The organism is Nitratireductor aquimarinus, assembly GCF_017255295.1.
Taxonomy (GTDB): domain Bacteria; phylum Pseudomonadota; class Alphaproteobacteria; order Rhizobiales; family Rhizobiaceae; genus Nitratireductor; species Nitratireductor aquimarinus.
Genome location: NZ_JAFKDE010000014.1, coordinates 15,937 through 37,564 on the forward strand (window position 1 = coordinate 15,937; position 21,628 = coordinate 37,564).

The window sequence follows — 21,628 nt, forward strand, 5'->3', positions numbered from 1 at the left end:
TCTGCGCCGGATGGGACATTGCGCCTGTCAGGCGTGGGCGTGGCCGGACTTCCCGGACGCCACGATGTCGTGGTGAAGGATGGGGTTATCGCCGATATCGTTACGGTGCCCCCCGGCGAGGCCGAAAAGGCACACGGCGGCTTCATCACGCCGCTTCTGGCCGATGTGCATGTTCACCTCGACAAGACCCACACCATCGCAAGGATCAGGGCCGGCAGTCCGGCCCCGATCCAGTCCCTGTTCGACGCCATTGCGCTGATGGAAGAAGACAGGCCGAACTGGTCGGCAGCCGATATCCGCGCGCGGGCCTTGCGCGCGCTCGAAGCGGCCTTCGCCCATGGGGTCGGCGCCCTGCGCAGCCATGTGGACTGGGTAACGCCGGAAGTGCCTGACGCATGGCCCATCATTTGCGAATTGCGCGAAGAATGGAAAGGCCGGATCGACCTGCAACCGGCAGCCCTCGTTCTGGGAGATATCGTACCGGAGGCCGGAAGCGCCATTGCGGCGCGGGTCGCGGATGACGGCGGCGTGTTCGGTGCCTTCTTCTACCGCAACGCAGATCTGGCGGCGAAGGTTGAAACCATGTTCACCCTTGCCGCGCGCCATGACCTCGACCTCGATTTCCACATCGATGAAGGGCTGGAGCCGGAAGCCGACGGGCTGTCGCTCGTGATCGACGCCACAGCGCGTTTCGGCATGGCCGGTCGCGTTCTGTGCGGCCATGCCTGCTCCCTGTCGCTGCGACCGGCAGACGAACTGGAGCGGATTTTGGCGGCTGGCGCGCGCGCAGGCGTGGCGCTCGTTACCCTGCCCTCCACAAACCTCTACCTGCAGGATCGCGGAAACGGCCGCACGCCAAATCTTCGCGGCCTCGCGCCGCTGAAGGAAGCACGCGCGGCGGGCATGGAAGTGATGATCGCTTCCGACAATGTCGGCGACGCCTTCTACCCCTACGGCGATTACGACCCGCTGTCCGTTCTGCGGCTGGCCGTGCCAGCCGCGCATCTGGAAACGGACGCCTGGCTGGACAGCATTACCTCACTGCCCTCCCGCAAATGCGGAAGCAGCATTTCAGGGCTCATCGAAAAGGGCATGCCGGCCGACTTCATCTGGCATGCCGCAACAGACATGGGCGACCTCATCAGCCGGCCCCGCAGCGAACGCATTGTCTATCGGAGCGGTACGCCGCTGCCGACGGCAACCAACGACTGGAGAAACACATGAACCTCGCGACCAAGCCCGCGCGCGCCTATGACTGGGCCGCTTTCCGCAGCGAGATCGATGGCATTCGCGTCTATGACGATCCGAAACAGGTCGAGCTGCGCTCCCGCGATTACTTCTGGTACAGCCCCATCCTCAGCGAGGATATCGGCCATTTCGTCGGCGATCTCGTCGTCATCCCCGCAGATGAGGAAGAGGTGCGCCGCGTGGCGGCAGCGGCGGCCCGGCTGCGCATCCCGATCACCATCCGTGGCGGCGGAACCGGCAATTACGGCCAGTGCGTTCCGCTGGAAGGCGGCATCATTCTCGACATGACCAAAATCGACAGGGTGCTGTCGATAGAGCCGGGCCGTGTGCGGGTTCAGGCTGGTGCGCGCATCGCCCGGCTGGACGACGCGGTGCGCGAAACAGGCCAGGAACTTCTGATGTACCCGTCGACACGGCGCATCGCCACCATTGGCGGCTTCTTCACCGGCGGCTCGGGCGGCATCGGTTCGCTGCGTCATGGCATGCTGCGCGACGATGGCAACATCTATTCGGTGAAGGTCATGACGCTGGAGCCAGAACCGAAAATCATCGAGCTGCACGGCCACGACATCCAGAAGGTGCAGCATGCCTATGGCACCAACGGCATTGTCATGGAACTGGAGATCGGCCTGACCGAGAAGACGGACTGGATTCACACCGCCGCCCTCTTCGACAGCTATGATGCAACGCTTCGCTTCTGCCTCAAGGCGCTGGAAGAGAAACTCGACTGCTATCTGCTGACCACCGTGGATCGCCGCTTCTCGCGCTTCTACACCAAGTTCGGAGACCTGTTCCCGGCAGACCGCGACGCGGTGTTCGCGATGATCGCGCCCGAAGAGCAGGAGCGCTTTGCCGAACTGGCGGCATCGTTCGGCGGGCGCGTTTCCTTCAGCATGACGCAGGACGAGCTTCACGCAAACGGGCTGCAACCTGCATATGAATGCGGCTGGAACCACACCACCCTGCAGGCGCTGAAAGCCGAGGAAGGCTGGACCTACCTGCAGGTCGCCTACCCGCGCCCCTTCGATCCCGAGACCGTCATGCGCCAGATGGAGCGCTATGGCGACGACCAGTACATGCATCATGAAATGGCGCGGCTGGAAGGCGAAGTGCAGATCTTCGGCCTGCCGCTGGTCCGCTACAAGGACCGCGATGACACCTATCAGGTTATCCGCGAACTCGAAGAGCTGGACGGTTGCGACATCTACGATCCGCACGCTTTCACCATTGAGGATGGTGGAATGAAGCAGATCGACACCATGCAGATCGAATTCAAGAAACTGGCCGATCCCTTTGGCCTGCTCAACCCTGGCAAGACCCGTGGCTGGACGGCCGACATGGCCGCCAAAGACTGAACCGAAGAACGAATGGGAGTGAAGTTCTTATGAAAAGCATGCACAAAGTCGCAATGACCGCAGCAGCTCTTGTGGTCTCCACGCAATTCGCCATGGCGCTGGACAAGGTTACGTTCGGCACCAACTGGCTGGCTCAGGCCGGCCATGGCGGTTTCTATCAGGCCGTGGCCGACGGCACTTACGAGAAATACGGTCTCGACGTCACCATCGAGATGGGTGGCCCGCAGGTCAACAACCGGCCGATGCTCGCCGCCGGCCGGCTGGACTTCCTGCTCACCGGCAACCTGCTTTTGTCCTTCCACAACAACGCCAATGACATTCCCACCACCGTCATCGCTTCCTTCTATCAGAAGGATCCGCAGGCGCTGATGGCGCATGAAGGCGCTTACAAGGACTTTGAAGACCTCACCAATGCGCCTTCCGTGCTGATCGCCAAGGACACCCAGTATGGTCTGTGGCGCTGGCTGGTCAGCGATTTCGGCTTCAAGGACGAGCAGATCCGCCCCTATGGCTACAGCCTCGCCCAGTTCCTGAGCGACCCAAAAATGGTTCAGCAGGCCTACGCCACCGCCGAACCGCTTTATGCCAAGAAGGAAGGGGCTGACGTCGCCACCTATCTGCTGGCCGACTATGGCTACAGCACTTACGCCAACACGATCGAAACCCGTACGGATCTGGTCGAGAACAATCCTGATCTTGTTCAGCGCTTCGTGGATGCGAGCATCATCGGCTGGAACAACTTCCTCTATGGTGATCGCAGCAAGGCCTATGAGCTGATCATGCAGGACAATCCCGACATGAGCGCCGAGACGCTCGATGGCGAGATCGAGATGCTCAAAAAGCTGGAGATGATCGACAGTGGCGACACGCTGGAAAAAGGCATCGGCGCGATGTCGCTTGACCGTGTGAAGCAGTTCTACGAACTTGCAGTCAAATCGGGTATCGTCGAGGATGGCAAGATCGACATTTCGGAAGTTGCAACCGACGCATTCGTCAACAAGGGCGTCGGGCTCGATGTGAAGAAGCAGCTCAACCCATAAACGCAAAACGGAAAGTGGAGTGATGGGCAGCCGTTCTGCCCATCACCTTTGTGCAAAGGCAATGACGCAGCAAAACGCTGAAAATCAGGAAACTCAGACGTCGCGCGCCAGGGACAAGGTTCTCGAGCGGCGGCGCATGATCCTTGCAACCATTCGCGATGCAGCAATCGATGAGTTTGCCAGCAAGGGTCTCATCGGCGCCTCCACGCAGGCTATTGCCCAGCGTGCCGGGCTGACGAAACCCCAACTGCATTACTACATCTCCAGCAAGGAAGAGCTGTATGAGGACATACTGGTCTATATCCTCGACGAATGGCAGGAGCTGTTTCTCAGCGCCTCCACCGGTGACACGCCTGCAGACGTGATCCGCGCCTATGTGCACAAGAAGCTCGAATATGGACGCAGGAACCCCAACGCGTCGCGTCTCTTCACCACCGAGATAGCCAATGGCGCGCCCGTGCTGGGCCGTCACTGGGCCCCCTATCAGGCCTCAACCCGCGAAGCGGTCGGGCTGATCCAGTCCTGGGTCGATCAGGGGCTGGTCAGAGCGGTCGACCCTCTGCTGTTCCAGATGCATATCTGGGCGGTTACCCAGCATTATGCGGATTTTGATGTTCAGGTCCGCAACATGATGAATCTGGATGAGGGCGAGGAGCCGGACTACGGGCAGATCGAAAAAGAGGTCACGTCCCTTTTCCTGCGCGCACTAGGCATCGAATAGCCTTCCTCTTCCCACCCTGCAGACAAAACAATCCGGGCCGCAGCAGTCAAAACGGCCGCGCCCTTAATCACACAAGACCCGAAAGATCACTCCCATGGCACGCATCATCTATGTGACCCACGACAACCAGCGTTTCGAGCATGATGCTGAAAACGGGTCCTCAGTCATGGAAGCCGCCGTGCGTGCCGGCGTTCCCGGCATCGAGGCTGAATGCGGCGGGGCCTGCGCCTGCGCAACCTGCCACGTCTACGTAGAGCCGGAATTCATGAACACGGTTGGCGAAGCTGACGGCATGGAAACCGATATGCTCGATTTTGCCTGGGAGCCATCGGCCAACTCGCGCCTCTCCTGCCAGTTGACGGTAACCGACGCGCTTGATGGCCTGGTGGTGCGCGTTCCCGCACGTCAGGGCTAGAGCGGGCCACGAGGCAGCTTTGCGGAAATGCCTGCGGCTGCGTTCCAGCGCGCAGGCTGACGCCGCGCAGACAAGCCATGCAAATCGCCGCCATTTATTATGATAACCACCATCAAGAATAAATTAGATAAAACCTGCCCAGAAATCCCCATTCTCTAAGATATTCTGATTTATCCCCTATTTAATATTTGCATATTCATTGTATTGCTGCGCTTATCCTGATCATTTAAGTGTCTGGAAATTGTGTTGAAATTGGCTGCATAGAATGGGCGGGCGAAAGAAAAATGATCGGCAAACTTGGCAATTTATTCGCGAGCGCCATGTTGGCGCTGTTTGTAGCCAGCCCCCTTCAGGCACAAAATATCTCTTCGAACGCAGTCGTTTTTGAAAATGTTCGCATTTTCGACGGGGCTGCCTTGACCGAGCCAATGAACGTGCTGGTCGAAGGAAATCAGATCGCAGAGATATCAGCTGACCCGATCAGTACGGACGCGGCCACCACACGGATCGCGGGCGATGGTCGGACGCTGATGCCAGGGCTGATCGACGCCCACTGGCATACGTTCATGGTCCGCCCCTCGATGATGGTTGCGTCAACTGCACCATTTCCCTTTATCACCCTGCTTGCGGGCGCCGAGGCTGAGGCAACGCTCATGCGCGGCTTCACAAGTGTTCGTGATTTGGGTGGGCCCGCATTCGGCCTGAAGATGGCTATTGACAGAGGCGTGACCCGCGGGCCGCGGATCTGGCCGTCCGGGGCCATGATCTCGCAGACTGGCGGGCACGGTGATTTCCGGATGCTTTCCGAAATTCCGGCCACACCGGACACCTTGAGCTATCCTGAACGTATGGGCATGTCCGCCATCGTTGACTCGCCGGACGAGGTTCGCAAGCGCAGTCGGGAGCAATTGCTGCAGGGCGCCAGCCAGCTCAAATTAACCGTTAGCGGTGGGGTCTCGTCCCCCTATGGGCCAATCGACACAATCCAGTTGAGTGTTGACGAAATCCGGACAGCGGTCGAAGCCGCTGCAAACTGGGGCACTTATGTAACAGTGCACGCCTACACGCCAGAAGCCATACGCAACGCCATCGAGGCTGGCGCAAAAGTCATCGACCACGGCCAGCTGGCTGATGAGGCCACCGTCAAGATGATGGCTGAAAACGGTACGTGGTGGAGCCTTCAACCCTTCGTTGGCGATGAGAATGCAAACCAGCATGCGGATGCCGAACGTCAGGCCGCCTCAGCCGAGATTCACGCCGGCACCGACAGGGCATATGAGCTGGCGCGCAAATATGGCGTTAAGGTCGCCTTCGGCACGGATATCCTGTTTGATGCCGCACGCGCCGCAAGACAGGGCGCGCAGCTTGAGACAATGACGCGGTGGTACACTCCGGCAGAGGTGCTGAAGATGGCGACGGCAGACAATGCTGAGCTGTTGGCCCTGTCTGACAGGCGTAATCCCTATCCGGGAAAGCTGGGCGTCGTTGAAGTCGGGGCGCTTGCCGACCTGCTTCTGGTCGATGGTGATCCAATCGCTCAGATCGACCTGTTTGCAGATCCCGCCAAGAATCTGCTGGTCATCATGAAGGACGGTCGTATCGAAAAGAACATCGTCGCGGAGAACTGACAAAGCCGGTCGGGCAGCCCTGGTGTTGCTCGCGGGGTTCTTTTCAGGCCGGTGTTCAGGGCCGTTTTTTTGATCGTTGGATCAGCCATCGAGCCGCAATGGTCAAGGCAGATGCGCTGGGAGTTTAGGCTGATAATATGAAGTTCCGTTTCGGTTGTGCGATTTCCCTTGCTCTTGGCTGTCTCTATCCGGTGGGTGACCTCCATGCCGCTGAAGGTGGCGCTGGTGTTTATCTGTTGGGGTTGCGCAGCAGCGGCGCTGGTTTCACTCCGCCTCCGGGGCTGTTCTTTTCGGATCAGCTCTTCATGTATAACGGGTCGCTTGAAGGGCGTGTTGAGCTGGCCGGCGGCGTGCTGGCCGGTGGCGTCGACGCTGACCTCATCATTAACATTCCAACGGCGCTTTGGGTGACCGAGGCCGAGATATTCGGAGGGCGGCTTGGTTTCTCGGTAACAACGCCGTTTGGCCGCACCAGTGTCAGCGGGTTCGTGAACCCGTTTGGGAGGACGAGCGACAGTGTGTTGACGTTCGGAGACCCTGCCCTGACCACCTTCCTTGGCTGGAACGTTGGCAACTTCCACATACAGTCTGGCGTCACCGGGTATTTCCCGATTGGTGACTACAGGGAAGCCGCACTGGCGAATGTTGCTCGCCACAGGCTGGCGGCAGACGTCTATACGGCCATCACCTGGCTCGATCCCGAATGGGGCATTGATATCTCGAACACGATCGGGATCACCTTCAATGCGAAAAACCAGGCGACCAATTACAAGACCGGAATTGAATTCCACTGGGAAGGCGCGATTACCAAGCAGCTGACCGAGCGTTTCTCGGCAGGGCTCGTCGGGTATTACTACAAGCAGCTCACCGCCGATAAGGCGCCCCCGCCAATCGCCGCGGTTCTTGGCGATTTCAAGGGCGAGATAGCAGGTGTGGGTGTCCAGGTTGGTTATAACTTCCAGATTGGCGAAGCACCCGTCTCGACCCGCCTGAGGTATTACCATCAGTTCAGCGCAAAAAATCACCTTGAGGGTGATTCAGTCTTCCTCTCTCTGAGCTTCCCGCTGGCGGTTAATCGGTAGAGAACATTTCAATTCACTTGAAATGTGAAAATCATTGGCTTCGGCTCGGATCTAAGTTTTGGGGTTTTTGATGGGTAGGCTGTATTCTGCATTTCAGCGCCATTTTAGTGGTGCCGGAATGGTTCTTGGAGTTTTGTTCTTCTTTGCTTCACTGACCCCCAGCCTCATTCCGCGCAGCTTCGAGGTGCAGGGTATCCTTGGCGGCGTGGCATTCAGTGCAGGCTATGGCATCGGTGTTCTTCTTGTCGCCACGTGGCGCTATCTGCAGTTGCCGTCGGTTGATAAAGGGCTTCTGAGGCTCACAAGATTAGTTCTTTCCCTGATTTCATTGATCGTCATAGTCGTCGGCTTGTATAATTCTGCCGCTTGGCAAAATTCGGTTCGCGGTGTTCTGAACATGGAGCCGGTGGATAGCGCCTATCCTGTAAGCGTCATCATCATCGCCATTCTCACATTCGCTTTCCTGTTTCTCTTGGCGCGCGGTATCATTGCGCTGGGTCGCGCCGTAGCAAACAGGCTTGATAAATTTCTCCCGCGACGGGTTTCAATCATCGCTGGTGCAGCAGTGACGCTCATCGTCGTTGCCACACTCGCGAACGGCCTTTTGATCGAGTACACGTTTCGTCTTCTGGACAAGTCATTTGCGGAACTCGACGCACTACACGAACCTGAACGCCCGCAGCCTTCAATCGTCGAGCGCGCAGGCAATCCGTCTTCGCGGCTGGAATGGCCAAAACTGGGTCGGGCTGGGAGAGAGTTTGTCGCATCGGGCCCGACGGCGGCAGATATCAGCCAGGTTACCCAAAGAGCCGCAGTTGAGCCCATCCGTCTGTATGCCGGTTTGCAAGTCGCAGAGACACCCGATGAGCGCTCACAGCTCCTGCTTGATGAGCTCATTGAGCTTAATGCCTTTGATCGGGCCGCCCTGGTTGTCGTTACGCCGACTGGCACAGGTTGGGTTGATCCGTCTGCCATCGATGGTCTGGAGTATCTGTATGATGGCGACACTGCCAGTGTCGCTCTGCAGTACTCCTATCTGAACAGCCCGCTCTCATTGGTGTTCCAGTCTGAAAACGGCCTTGAATCGTCGCAAAGCCTTTTTCGAACCATCTATAGATACTGGCAGAAACTCCCTGCCGGTCAGAGGCCCAAGCTTTTCCTGCACGGGCTCAGCCTCGGTGCGTTCAATTCCCAGCGTTCCATAACGTTCCTTGACCTCCTCGGAGACCCGATCGACGGTGCTGTCTGGAGCGGAACGCCTTTTCCAAGCGAGAAATGGCAGACAATCACCGCAGACCGCGATGCAGGTTCCACACAGTGGCTACCGGTTTATCAGGGTGGACGCTTTGTCCGCTTCATGAACCAGAATGGGGTCCCCGAGGGCAACACTGCACCCTGGGGCAATGTTCGCATTGTCTATTTGCAGTATGCCAGTGATGCGATCACGTTCTTCGACAAACACCTGCTCTACAGAGAAGCCGACTGGATGAAGGCTCCAAGAGGTCCAGATGTTTCTCCTTTGCTGAGTTGGTATCCGATTGTCAGCATGCTTCAATTGCTGGTCGACATGCCGTTATCCGATGGTGTGCCGATGGGGTATGGCCATGTCTATGCGCCGGATCATTATCTGGATGCCTGGCTTGAGGTGACAGGAGTGGAAAACTGGAGTTCTGAAGAGATAGATGCGCTTAAAAAGCATCTGCATTCGAAAGCCTCAAATGCGGACGGCTACGAGTATCGCGGCGGATGATCGTGAATAAGGCGGCTGAATACCCCCCTGGCAGGGTGGCCCAAGATTAAGCGTGCACCGGCGGAAGAGAAATGCTCAGCGAGAGCCCGAACGCACCAGACCTGTCTCCAACGCGATGCGCGTTGCCTGGGCGCGTGATGTCACCTGCAGCTTTTTGTAGATGCTTTTGACGTAATCGCCGACCGTATGCTCCGACAGACCGACGATCTCGGCGATACGCATATTGGTGTGACCATTGACCAGTTCCGCCAGCACCTGTCTTTCGCGGGGACTGAAATGAATGCTGCTGCTCATATTGGCGCGCGCCTCCACGCCTTCGCTCCCACCGTATTCAAGAATGTCTTCTCGTAACCGGACGCGGCTGACAAGACTGAGCTTCGAGCGCACCCTCATCTGCAACAGTTCAAAATCGACCGGCTTGGTCAGATAGTCATCTGCCCCAAGCCGCAACCCGTCCAGAACGTGGGACCGATCAGCCAGGGCGCTCAGAAACAGAAACGGTGTTCCGTCCAGATGCCTGAAACGGGCACGGATCGTGCGGAAGAGGTCAAGCCCATTCTGCCCCGGCATCAGAACGTCGCAGATGATGAGAGCCGGCGTTTCAGCCTTGAGAATATCCAGCGCTTCATCGGCGTCGGCTGCCAGAAGCACATCAAAGCCCGAATGCGAAAGCTCCTCCCCAATCTCGATGCGGATGTCTTGTTCGTCCTCGATGCAAAGTATCTTCTCCGTTCGGGCATTCTCAGGCGTCACGCCGGGCACTCCATGGAAGTTTCAGGGCAAAGACCGTCCCCGCCGGCTCAACCGGCTCGAACTCAATGTCGCCGCCATGCAGCCGGGCAAGCGTCCGCGACAGGCTCAGTCCGAGCCCGGTTCCTTCAAGATGGGCAACATTGCTCGCGCGGAAGAAGCGGTCAAAAATTCGGCCCCGCTCTGCCGCCGGAATGCCGATGCCATGATCACTGACCGCACAGACGAGCTCATCTTCCTGCCGCTCCAGCCTCACCTTGATCGGCTGAGAGGAAGGTGAGTATTTCTCCGCATTGGCGAGGAAGTTGGACAAAATCTGCTCGATCAGCACCTCATCGCCCTCGAAGTGCAGCGCCCCGTCTGGAAGCGTCACCTCAAGAGCACGCGCAGGAAAGAGCTCCCGATGATCGGCACAGACATTTTCGACCAACCCGCGCAGATCAAAATTCTCTTTCTTCAGGGGAGCTCCCTGCTCATTGAGCATATCGTTGGTGATCGTGCTTGAAATCATCATCGTCAGGCGCTGCGCCGCGTGACGAATTCTCTGCGAACGCTCCACCAGAACCGCCGGATCGATATGTTGCGCGCGGCGGATGAAGCGCTGAGCAATCATGTCGATAATGGTGATCGGCGTGCGGAACTGGTGGGAGATGGTGGTGAGAAAGTTCTTGTAGATAGCGTTGGTGTGCTGCTCGTTTTCCAGCGCGGTCCGCAACGCGGCGGTGCGCTTGTCCACCGTCTCTTCCAACCGCTGCGAATGTTCGGCCAGAGCCAGGTTCGCGCGGTCGAGGGCGCGTAAATTGGAAAGTAGCTGCCACGCCATGTAGCCGCCTACCAGCAGAATGCCGATAACGAGGCTCATAGTGAGATAAATCGTCTCCAGCTGGCGGTCGCGCCGCGCGCCATCCTGTTCGCGCTGGGCCAGCAGCACCGTGTTGCTGAGACGCACAAAATCATTGAGCGATGTCAGGATATCGGCGTGGTTTTCCGGGCCCACAGTCGGATCGGCAACACGCGACCGCTCAAGCCCTGAGAGATTTTCAATCAGGCGGCTAAAGGTCTGTTCAGCCCCCTCTAGGGCGACAAGATAATCATGTTGGGGATTGTCCTTCAAAAGACTGAGCCGGCTGTTGAGAATATCCAGCTGCAGCAGCACCGCATCCTCGTCGCGCTCATCGTGCGGCAATAACATATGGCTGGCCAATTTTCGCGCTTCGCGCTCAGCCTGCATCACGCTCCAGAGCATGCTCTCGCCGGTATAGTCCGCAAGATCACGCTGGATGCTCATCAGCTTGAAGAAGGCATAGGACAGCGTAAGCGCAAAGCCGAGTATGACCAGCCCCACCGCAACATAGCCGCGCTTCACCTTCATCTGATTTGCAGTTCCCGGAGTTGCCACGCCCATCGGTGATCGAAGCGGGAATCGCGAAGTTCGCGAAAATCGTCACGCGGATAGACGATCCAATAAGGCCCCTTGTCACTCACGCTTAGCCGTCTGCCATCCATAAACGCAGCAATCAGCACGCCATAACGCGTGGCGTCGGCCAGCGGAAACTCGACAACGTAATCATTGAGCGCAATCGCCCTGACCGTCGCATTTTGATGGTCCTGCGGATCGATGCCAGCTGTTTCGAGTACCTTTCCAAGTGCCACCCCTTCAAACACGTGAAGATCTTCGGTCCAGGCCGTTCTGGTGATGGTTCGGCTTTTCGGCAGGGCGAGGAATTCACTTTCCGAAAAGATCGTTTCCTGACCATCTGGGGAAACGACCGAAAGGCTGCCAATACCCCCGGCATGCGAAGGCTGAACCACAGGTTCGGACAAGGCCTGAACAATGACGAAGAAAATCCCGAAACCCCAAAACAGCCACCGTGAACCCGTATGCATGCATTTCACTCGTCACAATCAGAACTGATATACCCAATAGCCAAGGTCCCGATTGTTTTCGAGCCAAAATAAAGAGCCAGTATTCCGCGCGCCCCCAGGCAGCACTACACTTATGGGCATTACCGCCCATGCGCGACCATTCATCGCTAGATCGTCGGCTAAAAACTGCTATCGCCGGAGGGTTTTAGCCCGCGAAGTGATTGCGTTTACACCTGACGGGTCTGCGCTTACTGGCTCTCCATCGATCCATAAGAGCGTCTCCTCGTCAGAACCGAACATTCAGATTCGCCTTGAACCCGTGATCCTGAGCGCCGGCCGCGATCTGGCCCGTGTAGGACAGCCCCAGTGTGGCGTCGGATGTCAGATCGAGATCAAGCCCGGCCTCGATGACAGCGCTGTTGCGGGCAATTGGTGCGCCGGCAATGGAGAAGGCATCGCTCTCCGAAAAGGCATGGACACTAGTCGGTGTCGTGTCTCCAAAGGCATGGCGCCAGCCGAGCATGCCATTGAACGTGGCATCCATCGCGCCAAGCGTCACCGCATATTCGCCGCGAAGGCCAAGCGTCGTAAAGGTCACATCGCTGCTGACATGCTGGCCGGTGAGCGCAGCATTACCGCCCGTTTCGGAAAAACCGTTGGTGCGCAGGCTGACATGAGCGAGATTTGCAAAGGGCTCATAGCGCGCGCCATTGCCCATGTCGAAACCGTAGCCGAGTTCACCGAACGCCTGAACGGTTCCGGCCGAATAGCCTGCACTCAGGCTTTCGCGAAGTCCCGGAATGGCAACCGAGCGTTGGGTGTCGATCTCGTGCCAGCTATAGGCTGCGCCGGTACGGAAGGCGAAGTCTCCCCATTGCGTACCGCCATAAAGGCCGAGATGATAATTCTCGCTCGAGCCAGACGAGGCACGGTCTGCGACATCGAACGAGGAATGGCTGTAACCAGCAAGAAGGCCGACCCGCCAGTCACCGAGACGGCCATCCGTGCCAATCAGCAGGCCACCGCTCTTGCGGTGAAGCGATGCAGCGTTCCCATCGCTGTCGGTCGATCCCCACGAACCGAACCCCTGGCTCCAGAGCGCAGGGCCGGCATGATCGGCGGCAACCAGCGTCGCCGGGCCACCCGAACCATAGACCAGAACCGGCGTCACTGATGCGCCCACATCGCCAAAGGCCGCGCGGATGCGGTCGTTTATGGCATTGCGAACAAAGCGGCTGTCTTCGATCAGAGCGGACTTTGCCGAAGCGTGGATCTCGCCTGACAGAGCGTCGAAGCTTGCACGCACCGTGTCCTCGTCGGTCATGCCGATGAGGGCCTGCCAGATGGCGTTGCTCGTGGGCAGCGTGTCTGCGGCTGCAGCCGTCGCGCGCTGGTTCCGTGTCTGGGCGACATCGGCAAATGACGTGTCATTGCGTGTGAGTTCCAGCGAGATGTCATTGCCATCTCCGCCGGCGTAATCGACCGTTTCGTCAAGAAACAGAAGATTGTTGGTGACGCTGGCGAACGTGCCGGCCACCGCGCCTGCGCCCTGATTGTCGAGAATGATGTAGGGGCCGTTGAGGATCGGCCAGTCCGCCGCGGTGAGCGGCGTTCCTGTCAACGCAAGCGTTGCGCCGGAAATGTCCACCGTGCCCTGCACGATCACCTTGTCCGCTGCTGTCGGAGTCACCTCAATGGCCAGCATCCCGTGATTGACATAGTTGCCGGTAATGGTCTGTACACCGATGGAGTTGCCGGGTGCATGCGTGCCGCCGGCGGTAATCGTCACCGTTGATCCAGCAGCGCCAATGGTGCCCGTTCCACCGAGCTGGCTGTCCGGACCAAGCATGATCGAGCCGCCGAGCGCACCACCCGCAGCAGTACCAACGATCAGCGACCCGTTAGAGAATGACGTCAATCCGGTAAAGCCCGAGCTGTCGCCGATCAGTGTCACGGCACCGGACCCGATGACGCTGAAACCGCCTGCGCCAGACAGAACACCAGCATAGTTGGTCGCCGTATTCTGATCAAAGTTCAGCGATGCGCCGCTCGCAATATCGACGTCTCCTGCAAAGCGGCCGGCATCCGTCACCAGCCCGCCAGTCTCGACAGACCAGCCGAGCGTGGAAGCGCCGGACAGCGTCAGAACACCCGCGCCACGCTTGATCATCGCGCCCTCTGTGCCGTTCAGGCTGCCGATGTTCCCCGAAAAGCTTGCATCGCCCGCCTGGTCGAACACCACGGTCGCGCCGTTGCCGATATCGCCGGAGATCGAGCCCGCGTTTCCGGCCAGCGTTCCGGCCTCGACCAGCGTGTCGCGGTAGCCATTGGTTCCACCCAAAACCAGAGTGCCGTCGCCCTTTTTGAGAAGGTCGCCTGTACCGGTGATGTCCTGGGACAGGCTGAACGTGTTGTCTGCATCCGCGATGTCGAAACCGCCGCCATCACCGCCAATCAGGATGTCGCGCGCGGTGCCGGTGTAGCCCGTTCCCGTCACTTTCAGCACGCCGCCGTCAAACCTCAGCCCGCCCGGGGCAGCGCCAAGGTTCTGGTCGGACGCCACCGAAAGGACACCGCCCAGAAGATCGACGCCACCCGAATGGGTGTTGGCGCCACTCAGAACCAGCGTGCCGCCCCCGGCCTTGCGAACAACCTTGCCCGCTCCGTCCTCAATGATCGAAGCAACCGTCGTCGTCACACCACCATCGATGTTGAATGTGCCGCCACCGGCAGCGCCGATGGAGAGCGCATCGCCCTGGATGCGGTAGTCATCCGTGGAGAACTGCAACGTATCGAATACCTGCGCGCCCTGAACGGTGACCGTCCCGGCTGAGCCGGCAAAAACGCCGACTGAACCGCCCCAGCCGGCATTGGCGCTGCCCGTGGCATCGGTCCAGTTGGTCGCGAAGGATTGCCAGACGCCGCTCCCGCCATCGACCGCGCCATTGGCCGCCGTCCCTGCGCCGTCCCAGAACTGCATGGTCTGGCCTGTGCCAAGAACCGACAGGTTGACCTGACCGGGAATGTCATAGCGGATGTCGGGATTGTTAGGGTCTGCCGCGGCAAACCCGCCCGTACCCGTCACCGTTCCGTCGACGAATGCGCCCGATTGCGGGCCGACATATTCGAACAGGCGATAATAGCCTGCCGCAGCCACGCGGGCATCCAGAGTTCCGTTAAGCGCAAGAGCGCCATTCACTCTGACCAGATCATTCCCCGCACCACCGGCAACGCCCGGGCTGTTGAGCTCGAACACGGAAGTCGAGCCTGCATTGAGGGTCAGATCGTTGTTGAAGGTCAGGGTGCCGGGGCTGTTGCCGGCTGCCAGCGTACCGTCAATGGTGACGGCTCCATTCAACGTGCCCGAGCCGCCCAGCGCCCCATTCATCCCGACATTGACGACACCGCCGAGCGTGCCATTGCCGGCGGCGTCACCGATCAGCAGCGTGCCGCCGGAGACTGTCGTTGTGCCCGTGAAGGCAGAAGAATCGCCGGTCAGCATGGTCGTGCCGGCAGCATGGTTCACGGTGTGCGTGCCCGCACCAGAGCTTTCCAGTGCGGCAGAAAAGGTGGTTGCACCGGTATGCTTGAAGTTGAGCGTCCCGCTGCCATCCCCGAAAATGATGTCATCCGTCTGCAGAGTGCCGGCGGCCTCCGCCTGACTGCCCAAAGCAGCGCCGACATTGATGACACCGTCAGCAGACAGATCAGAACCCAGGTAAACCACACCTGGTCCACTTCCACCTGATCCAGTGTTGGCCGAAACCGTCCCGCCGTCCTTAACGGTCAGCGTACCCTTACCGCGCAGACCGATATCGAGGCTGCCGTCGTTCACCCACCGGGAGCCCGCCCCAGACACAGTGACAATGCTCTCAGAGCCGAAGCTGGTTCCGATGTAGCCGTTTGTGTTTTCAACGGCACCGCCGAGATCTATGTCCAGCGTTCCATTGCCATCGAAACCGACATAGAGTTCGTCGCTGTTCTTCCAGATGGAGCCATCCCCGGACACGGTAGCGGTTCCCTCGGAGCCGGTGCTTTTACCGATTTCACCGAGTGTGTTCTTGACGATCCCACCGTCCTCAATGGTCAGCGTCCCGGTGCCCGCTTCGCCGACAAAAAGCCTGTCTGTCATTGTCCAGGTCGATGCCGGGCCGCCGGAACTCTTTCCGGACACTTCAGCGCTACCCGACACGCCAGAAGCGAAACCGATCACGCCGCGTTCACTTGAAACCGTACCACCGTCCTCAACCGTCAGCATTCCCCTACTGTTGAAACCAACATAGAGGTCGTCATTGTTCTTCCACTTGGATCGGCTGCCTGTGATAGGGCTTTCTCCCGATACACGAACACTGCTTCCAGTTGCGGCCGTGCCGAAACCGATAAAGCCGCCGTCGTTTATGACCGAGCCACCATTCAGAATATTCAGCGAACCAGTACCAGTCCATCCGACATGGATGTCGCCGGCGATTCCCCAGGAGCCGACAGGTACTGGGATAGAGGGATTAACGCTGCCGGTGGTTGAGACGAACTGAGCCTGAGCGGCCCCGGTTGCGCTCAGCACGGCAAGAATGCTGCACAGCGCTGTCGACAGATAAAGAGAAGGGCGCAGTCCCCGCAAGACTCTGCAACCGAATTCCTTCCGCGCCTGTCCCTCGTACACCGGATTTCCTTCCCTCAATGCCATGCACGGCATGATTTTCCGCATCAATGCCTGGTACTTCCAATCAGCACCGTCAGCGTTACTGCCGCAGAAAGAAGGTCGGCTTCAATTCCCGTATATAGGGGGGGGACCGCAGTTGGAGCATCCCAACCCATTGGGTCGGGTGGCTCTGTCCATGGGACTTCATAACCAGTCCCGACATTCGCGGATTTGGAGTTCCGGTGGCACCACCACGGCGCACCGTTGGGCTCTACTGCCGCATTACTTGAAAACCGCTTTTGAGCTCAGTATCGATGGCGGCAGACTTATAGGCGTGAATTGCCCTGAGCCTTCCAGACATTGGTACAACGAACCCCTTGGCCGCTACCCCTTCCGGCGAATTTCGGCCCGTTCCAGCATGTAGCACTCCGCTGCTTCCATGTGGTCGCGCATGATCTGCGCGGCCCGCTCGCCGTCGCCGGCCTTGATCGCCCGCATCAGGCTAATCTGATAATGCAGGCCCGCCTCGCGCAGCGCCGGGTTCGGCTCCTTGTAGATCGCCCGGCACACGGTCATGTCGCGCAGAAGGCTGACAAGGAAAATGCAATTGAAGCCGAGCAGCGCGTTTTCTGCGTGGCGCGCAAGCTCGACGTGAAAGTCGAGTTCGGCGAGACGCTGCCGGTATTCCTCTTCCGCCGTCTCCGGTTCCGCCTCATAGAGTCGGATCTTGGCCTGCAGCGCGGTGAACGCCTCGGGCGAAAGACGCCCGGCGACACTCGCTGCAAGCTGCGGTTCAAGAACCTTGCGGATCGCATAGATCTCCGCGATGGACGGTGGCTTGAACAGGAAGAGATTGTCGAGTAGCCGGATTGCCTGATCGGCGCCGACAGTGGAGACAAACACGCCGCCGCCCGGTCCAGTCTTGCTGACAACGAGCCCCTGAAACTCAAGTATCTTCTGGGCTTCGCGCAGCGTTCCGCGTGATGCTTCCTGCGTTTCCGGCAACAGCCATTCATGCGGGATGCGGTCGCCGGGTCGGAGCCCATGCGTGACGATCATCTCGCGTATGCGGTCGGCGATGATGTCCGGTCGCTTGCGGCGTTTGAGCACCGTTGAAAGCTGCGACGCCTCTGGAGCCGGTGGCGGACTGCTGCGGTCAGGCATCCTCGTTCTCTTCGACGGGGTGATGGCACGCCGCCATATGCCCCGGATGACCGGGCGCGGCCTCGAGTGGTGGTTGCTCCGATTTGCATCGGTCGGTTCCGCGCGGGCAACGGGCAAAGAACGCACAGCCCTGCGGTGGATCATACGGATCCGGCAATTCTGTATTCGCATCTTCCGGGATGAGCGACCGCTTTCCCGGAACCGGTGCCGATTTCAACAGAAGATGCGTATAGGGATGCCGTGGTGCCGAAAAGATGCGCTCTGACGCCCCGAGTTCGGCAAGCCGGCCGAAATAGAGCACCGCCACCCGGTCACTGACGCTTTCGATCACCGAAAGATCGTGACTGATGAAGACATAGGTGAGGCCGAACGTCTTCTTGAGGTCGTCGAGGATGTTCAGAACCTGCGCCTGCACCGAAACGTCAAGCGCGGAAACCGGCTCATCAAGGACGATCAGTTCGGGGTCGGCGGCCAGCGCACGGGCGATGCCGATACGCTGCGCCTGCCCGCCTGAAAACTCGTGCGGGTAGCGCTCCAGAAACTCCGGCGCGAGATTGACCGCTTCCATCAGCTCACGCAGGCGCTTTTCGCGCGCCCCGCGGTCCAGTCCGAGCAGGTGTTTGAGCGGCGCTTCCAGAATGGTGCGGATCGTCTTGCGCGGATTGAGCGATGCGACGGGGTCCTGAAAGACATACTGCACGCGCTGCGCAAGCTTCTGCGGATCGCGTCTGGCTTCGGCAACCAGATCCATCCCGTCGAAGGTGATCGCACCGCTGGTGGGCGTATCGAGACCGACGATCAGACGCGCGAGTGTGGACTTGCCGCAACCAGATTCCCCGACAATGCCGAGCGTCTCGCCCCTGCGCACATCGAACGATATGCCCTGCACCGCATGCACCGCCGGCAGGGATTTTCCGAACAACGTGCGGCCACCGCCAAAAACCCGCTCCGCAGTGTCGATTTCCAGAAGGGGCGTGTCAGTCATCGGCGGTCTCCCCGGTAAGTGGGTAGAGGCAGCGCACGGCCTGCGTATCGCCAAGGCTGGAAAGTGCGATGTGCCCCCTGCGGCAATCGGGCTTCACCCGGGGGCAGCGTGCTGCGAAGGCACAGCCCGGCGGCAGATCGTTGACCACCGGCGGGCGCCCCTCGATCGCGTCGAGCCTCCGGCCGGGCTCGCCCAGAACCGGCACGCAGTCGATCAGCTTGCGGGTGTAGGGATGCGCCGGCGCATTGAGCACCTCTTCCGTCGTGCCCGTTTCGACGATGCGTCCCGCATACATGACGGCAACCCGGTCGCAGACGGCCGACACGACCCCGAAATCATGGGTGATGAACAGGATCGCCGCGTTGCTTTCCCGCCTCAGCGTGTCCATCAGCGAGAGGATCTGCGCCTGCACGGTCACGTCCAGCGCCGTTGTCGGCTCGTCGGCGATGATGATCTTGGCGTCATTGGCGAGCGCCATGGCAATGCAGACGCGCTGCCGCATGCCGCCGGAAAGCTCATGCGGATAGACCTTCAGTCGCTCCGCCGGATTGGTGATGCGCACCAGACGCAGCAGCTCCTCGGCGCGCGCATCCGCCTCCGACCGCCGGATCGGCCGGTGCGCCATGATCGCCTCCGTAAGCTGGTCGCCAATGGTGAACAGCGGGTGCAGGGTGGACAGCGGGTCCTGAAACACATGGGAGACATCCGCGCCGCGCAACGCGCGGATGCGCTCATCGCTGACGGCGAAAAGATCTTCACCGTCGAGCCAGGCGGCCCCGCCCGTGATGCGGCCGGGCGGTGTCGGCACCAGCCCCATGAGCGACATGGCCGTCACCGATTTGCCCGAACCGGATTCACCGACAATGCCAAGGCATTCGCCCTGCTTCAGGTGCAGATCGATGCCGCCCACCGCGCGATAGACGTCGCCGCCGATGTGAAACTCCGTGTTCAGATCCGCCACTTCCAAAACGCTGTCGCCATGGGTCCGGGTTTCGGGCACCGTGCGGCGCTCAACGGCTGTGCGGGCCACGGGCCGCGTGAGCGCACCCGATTTCAGCCGCGGGTCGAGCACGTCACGCACGCCATCGCCCAGCAGATTGATGCTCATGACCAGCGCAAAAATCATCAGGCCGGGAATGATCGACACATGCGGCGCGGTGAAGAGGATCTTGCGGCCCTCGCCCAGCATCGAGCCGAGATCGGCCTGCGGCGGCTGCGCGCCGAGCCCGAGGAAGGACAGGCCGGCCGTTTCGAGGATCATCCAGCCAATGGTGGTCGACATGGTGATGATGATCACCGGCAGCACGTTGGGCAGGATCTCGCCAAACAGAATGCCCGCATTCGACTTGCCCGAAAGACGCGCTGCATCGACGAATTCGCGCCGCGACAGGCCGATGGTGATGCCGCGAATGTTGCGCGCGAAGAAAGGGATGTTCACCACAGCGATGGCGTAGAGCGCATTGAGCAGACCCGGCCCGAGCGCCGCCACGATGGCAAGTGCCAGCAGGATGTAGGGAAACGCCATCACCATGTCGATGCCGCGCATCAGGAAGGCGTCCACGCGCCCGCCCGCATAGCCTGCAACAAGCCCGATGAGCGAACCGAAGAAGGCGGCGATCAGTGTGGCCGAGATGCCCACGGCAAGGCTGACGCGCGTGCCCCAGACAAGCCGCGAGAGGATATCGCGCCCGAGCGCATCCGTGCCAAGCAGGTGCCCTTCCGTGAGCGGGCGCAACAGCCTGTCGGCAGGCGCTGTCGCGTCGGGGTCGGGCAGCGGCAGGAGCGGCGCCAGAAGCGCGGCCGCGATGATCAACACCAGCAGCACCAGCCCGGAAGCCGCAAGCGTGTTGTTGAGAAGCAGACGGATCGGACCAGGACGGCCTGCCCCGCGCGCCCTGCCCTTCGCTGCGGTGGAAACGGCTTCACTCATCAGCGCAACCTCGGATCAAGAAGCGTCTGCACCACATCGGCAGCCAGATTGAAGAGAACATAGGCGGCGGCCACCACCAGAACCCCGCCCTGCACCAGAAGCAGATCGCGGGTGGAAATGGCGTTGACCAGCATCGAACCGATGCCCGGCCACTGGAACACGGTTTCGATATAGACCGCACCGCCGAGCACGAACCCGGCCTGAATGCCGATTACCGGAATGACACTGACAAGTGCGGCCTTGAAGGCGTGACGGTAAATCACGCGCCTTTCGCTCAGCCCCTTGGCGCGCGCGGTGCGAATGTAGTCCTGCCGCAGCACTTCAAGCATGGCCGTGCGGGTCAGCCGCGCGATAACGCCGGTGGCGACGACCGCCAGCGTCAGCGCCGGCAAAAACAGGTGATGAAGCAGGTCCGGTAGATCGCCGCCACCATAAATGGCGTACATGCCACTGGCGGGGAACAGCCGGATCTTGACGGCGAACGCCAGGATGAGAAGCAGGCCGAGCCAGAAGGACGGTATCGAAATGCCGATCAGCACCAGAACCGTGATCACCTTGTCTGCCAGACCATACTGGCGCACGGCCGAGACGACGCCCGCCAGAAGCCCAAGGATCGAGCACAGCACCAGCGCCGTGCCGGCCAGGATCAGCGTGGCCGAGAAACGCTCAAGCACCTCGTCCAGCACCGGTCGGTTGAGCGCATAGGAGCGTCCGAGATCGCCCTGAAGAAGGTTCCCGAGCCAGATCAGATATTGCTGGGGCAGTGGCTTGTCGAGGCCGAGATCGGCATTGATCCTGGCCACGTTCTCCGGCGTCGCATAGGAACCGAGAATGGCCGTTGCCGGGTCGCCGGGGATCATCGCCATGATCAGGAAGACGATGATCGAAAGTCCGAACAGGACAGGGATGGCGGCAAGGAGGCGCTTGGCTATGTAGGCTGCCATGGCTGGGGCCTCGTTTCAGATTCGGTTATGGGCGCGGTTCGCCTTTGGTCCGGTGCCCTGCATGCCACCCTCGCCCTTCGCCTTTCGACAAGCTCAAGAGGCTCGGGATGA

16 protein-coding genes are annotated in these 21,628 nt (G+C 60.0%); 8 read left to right on the forward strand and 8 right to left on the reverse strand.

Annotation, left to right across the window (positions count from 1 at the left end):
* Positions 1 to 18 precede the first annotated feature (18 nt).
* The 8 genes from JYP46_RS20455 to JYP46_RS20490 all read left to right on the forward strand — a co-directional run bounded on the left by JYP46_RS20455 (position 19) and on the right by JYP46_RS20490 (position 9,239).
* The gene (locus tag JYP46_RS20455; RefSeq protein ID WP_222474322.1) at positions 19 to 1,224 is read left to right on the forward strand and encodes an amidohydrolase family protein; all 1,206 of its coding nucleotides are present in this window, start codon (positions 19 to 21) and stop codon (positions 1,222 to 1,224) included.
* Positions 1,221 to 2,603, forward strand: a complete 1,383-nt coding sequence (locus tag JYP46_RS20460; RefSeq protein WP_206549160.1) for an FAD-binding oxidoreductase — start codon at positions 1,221 to 1,223, stop codon at positions 2,601 to 2,603. Before JYP46_RS20455 ends, JYP46_RS20460 begins: the two co-directional genes overlap by 4 nt.
* Before the next feature lie 53 nt (positions 2,604 to 2,656).
* Positions 2,657 to 3,643: an ABC transporter substrate-binding protein gene (locus JYP46_RS20465; protein WP_222474321.1), complete on the forward strand. Its 987-nt coding sequence runs from the start codon at positions 2,657 to 2,659 to the stop codon at positions 3,641 to 3,643.
* Positions 3,644 to 3,704: 61 nt separating this feature from the next.
* A complete protein-coding gene (locus tag JYP46_RS20470; protein ID WP_113156588.1) occupies positions 3,705 to 4,364 on the forward strand; it encodes a TetR family transcriptional regulator C-terminal domain-containing protein in 660 nt (219 codons plus the stop codon).
* A gap of 94 nt (positions 4,365 to 4,458) precedes the next feature.
* Entirely contained in the window at positions 4,459 to 4,779 is a 321-nt protein-coding gene (locus tag JYP46_RS20475; RefSeq protein ID WP_113156587.1) for a 2Fe-2S iron-sulfur cluster-binding protein, read from the forward strand.
* A 284-nt stretch (positions 4,780 to 5,063) separates the two neighbouring features.
* Positions 5,064 to 6,407, forward strand: coding sequence for a metal-dependent hydrolase family protein (locus tag JYP46_RS20480; RefSeq protein ID WP_206549161.1), 1,344 nt, complete (start codon positions 5,064 to 5,066; stop codon positions 6,405 to 6,407).
* Positions 6,408 to 6,544: 137 nt separating this feature from the next.
* The gene (locus JYP46_RS20485) at positions 6,545 to 7,489 is read left to right on the forward strand and encodes a SphA family protein (protein WP_113156585.1); all 945 of its coding nucleotides are present in this window, start codon (positions 6,545 to 6,547) and stop codon (positions 7,487 to 7,489) included.
* 70 nt (positions 7,490 to 7,559) lie between these two features.
* Entirely contained in the window at positions 7,560 to 9,239 is a 1,680-nt protein-coding gene (locus JYP46_RS20490) for an alpha/beta hydrolase (RefSeq protein ID WP_206549162.1), read from the forward strand.
* A gap of 75 nt (positions 9,240 to 9,314) precedes the next feature.
* Here the strand turns inward: JYP46_RS20490 and JYP46_RS22290 are convergent, their stop codons facing one another.
* From JYP46_RS22290 to JYP46_RS20530, 8 genes are all read right to left on the reverse strand, one after another.
* Positions 9,315 to 9,992: a response regulator transcription factor gene (locus tag JYP46_RS22290; RefSeq protein ID WP_113157109.1), complete on the reverse strand. Its 678-nt coding sequence runs from the start codon at positions 9,990 to 9,992 to the stop codon at positions 9,315 to 9,317.
* Positions 9,982 to 11,361 carry a sensor histidine kinase gene (locus tag JYP46_RS20500; RefSeq protein WP_206549163.1) on the reverse strand — a complete coding sequence of 460 codons (1,380 nt, stop codon included), beginning with the start codon at positions 11,359 to 11,361 and terminating at the stop codon, positions 9,982 to 9,984. Before JYP46_RS20500 ends, JYP46_RS22290 begins: the two co-directional genes overlap by 11 nt.
* Positions 11,358 to 11,876: a putative pterin-binding protein gene (locus JYP46_RS20505; RefSeq protein WP_206549164.1), complete on the reverse strand. Its 519-nt coding sequence runs from the start codon at positions 11,874 to 11,876 to the stop codon at positions 11,358 to 11,360. Before JYP46_RS20505 ends, JYP46_RS20500 begins: the two co-directional genes overlap by 4 nt.
* Before the next feature lie 265 nt (positions 11,877 to 12,141).
* Complete coding sequence (locus JYP46_RS20510; protein WP_342357341.1) at positions 12,142 to 16,560, reverse strand: autotransporter outer membrane beta-barrel domain-containing protein; 4,419 nt, start codon at positions 16,558 to 16,560, stop codon at positions 12,142 to 12,144.
* Positions 16,561 to 16,878: 318 nt separating this feature from the next.
* Entirely contained in the window at positions 16,879 to 17,658 is a 780-nt protein-coding gene (locus JYP46_RS20515) for a FadR/GntR family transcriptional regulator (RefSeq protein ID WP_113156571.1), read from the reverse strand.
* Positions 17,651 to 18,643, reverse strand: coding sequence for an ABC transporter ATP-binding protein (locus tag JYP46_RS20520; protein WP_206549166.1), 993 nt, complete (start codon positions 18,641 to 18,643; stop codon positions 17,651 to 17,653). Before JYP46_RS20520 ends, JYP46_RS20515 begins: the two co-directional genes overlap by 8 nt.
* Positions 18,636 to 20,573 carry a dipeptide/oligopeptide/nickel ABC transporter permease/ATP-binding protein gene (locus JYP46_RS20525; RefSeq protein WP_113156569.1) on the reverse strand — a complete coding sequence of 646 codons (1,938 nt, stop codon included), beginning with the start codon at positions 20,571 to 20,573 and terminating at the stop codon, positions 18,636 to 18,638. The genes JYP46_RS20520 and JYP46_RS20525 overlap by 8 nt, the downstream gene beginning before the upstream one ends.
* Positions 20,573 to 21,517, reverse strand: coding sequence for an ABC transporter permease (locus JYP46_RS20530; RefSeq protein ID WP_113156568.1), 945 nt, complete (start codon positions 21,515 to 21,517; stop codon positions 20,573 to 20,575). The genes JYP46_RS20525 and JYP46_RS20530 overlap by 1 nt, the downstream gene beginning before the upstream one ends.
* Positions 21,518 to 21,628 lie beyond the last annotated feature (111 nt).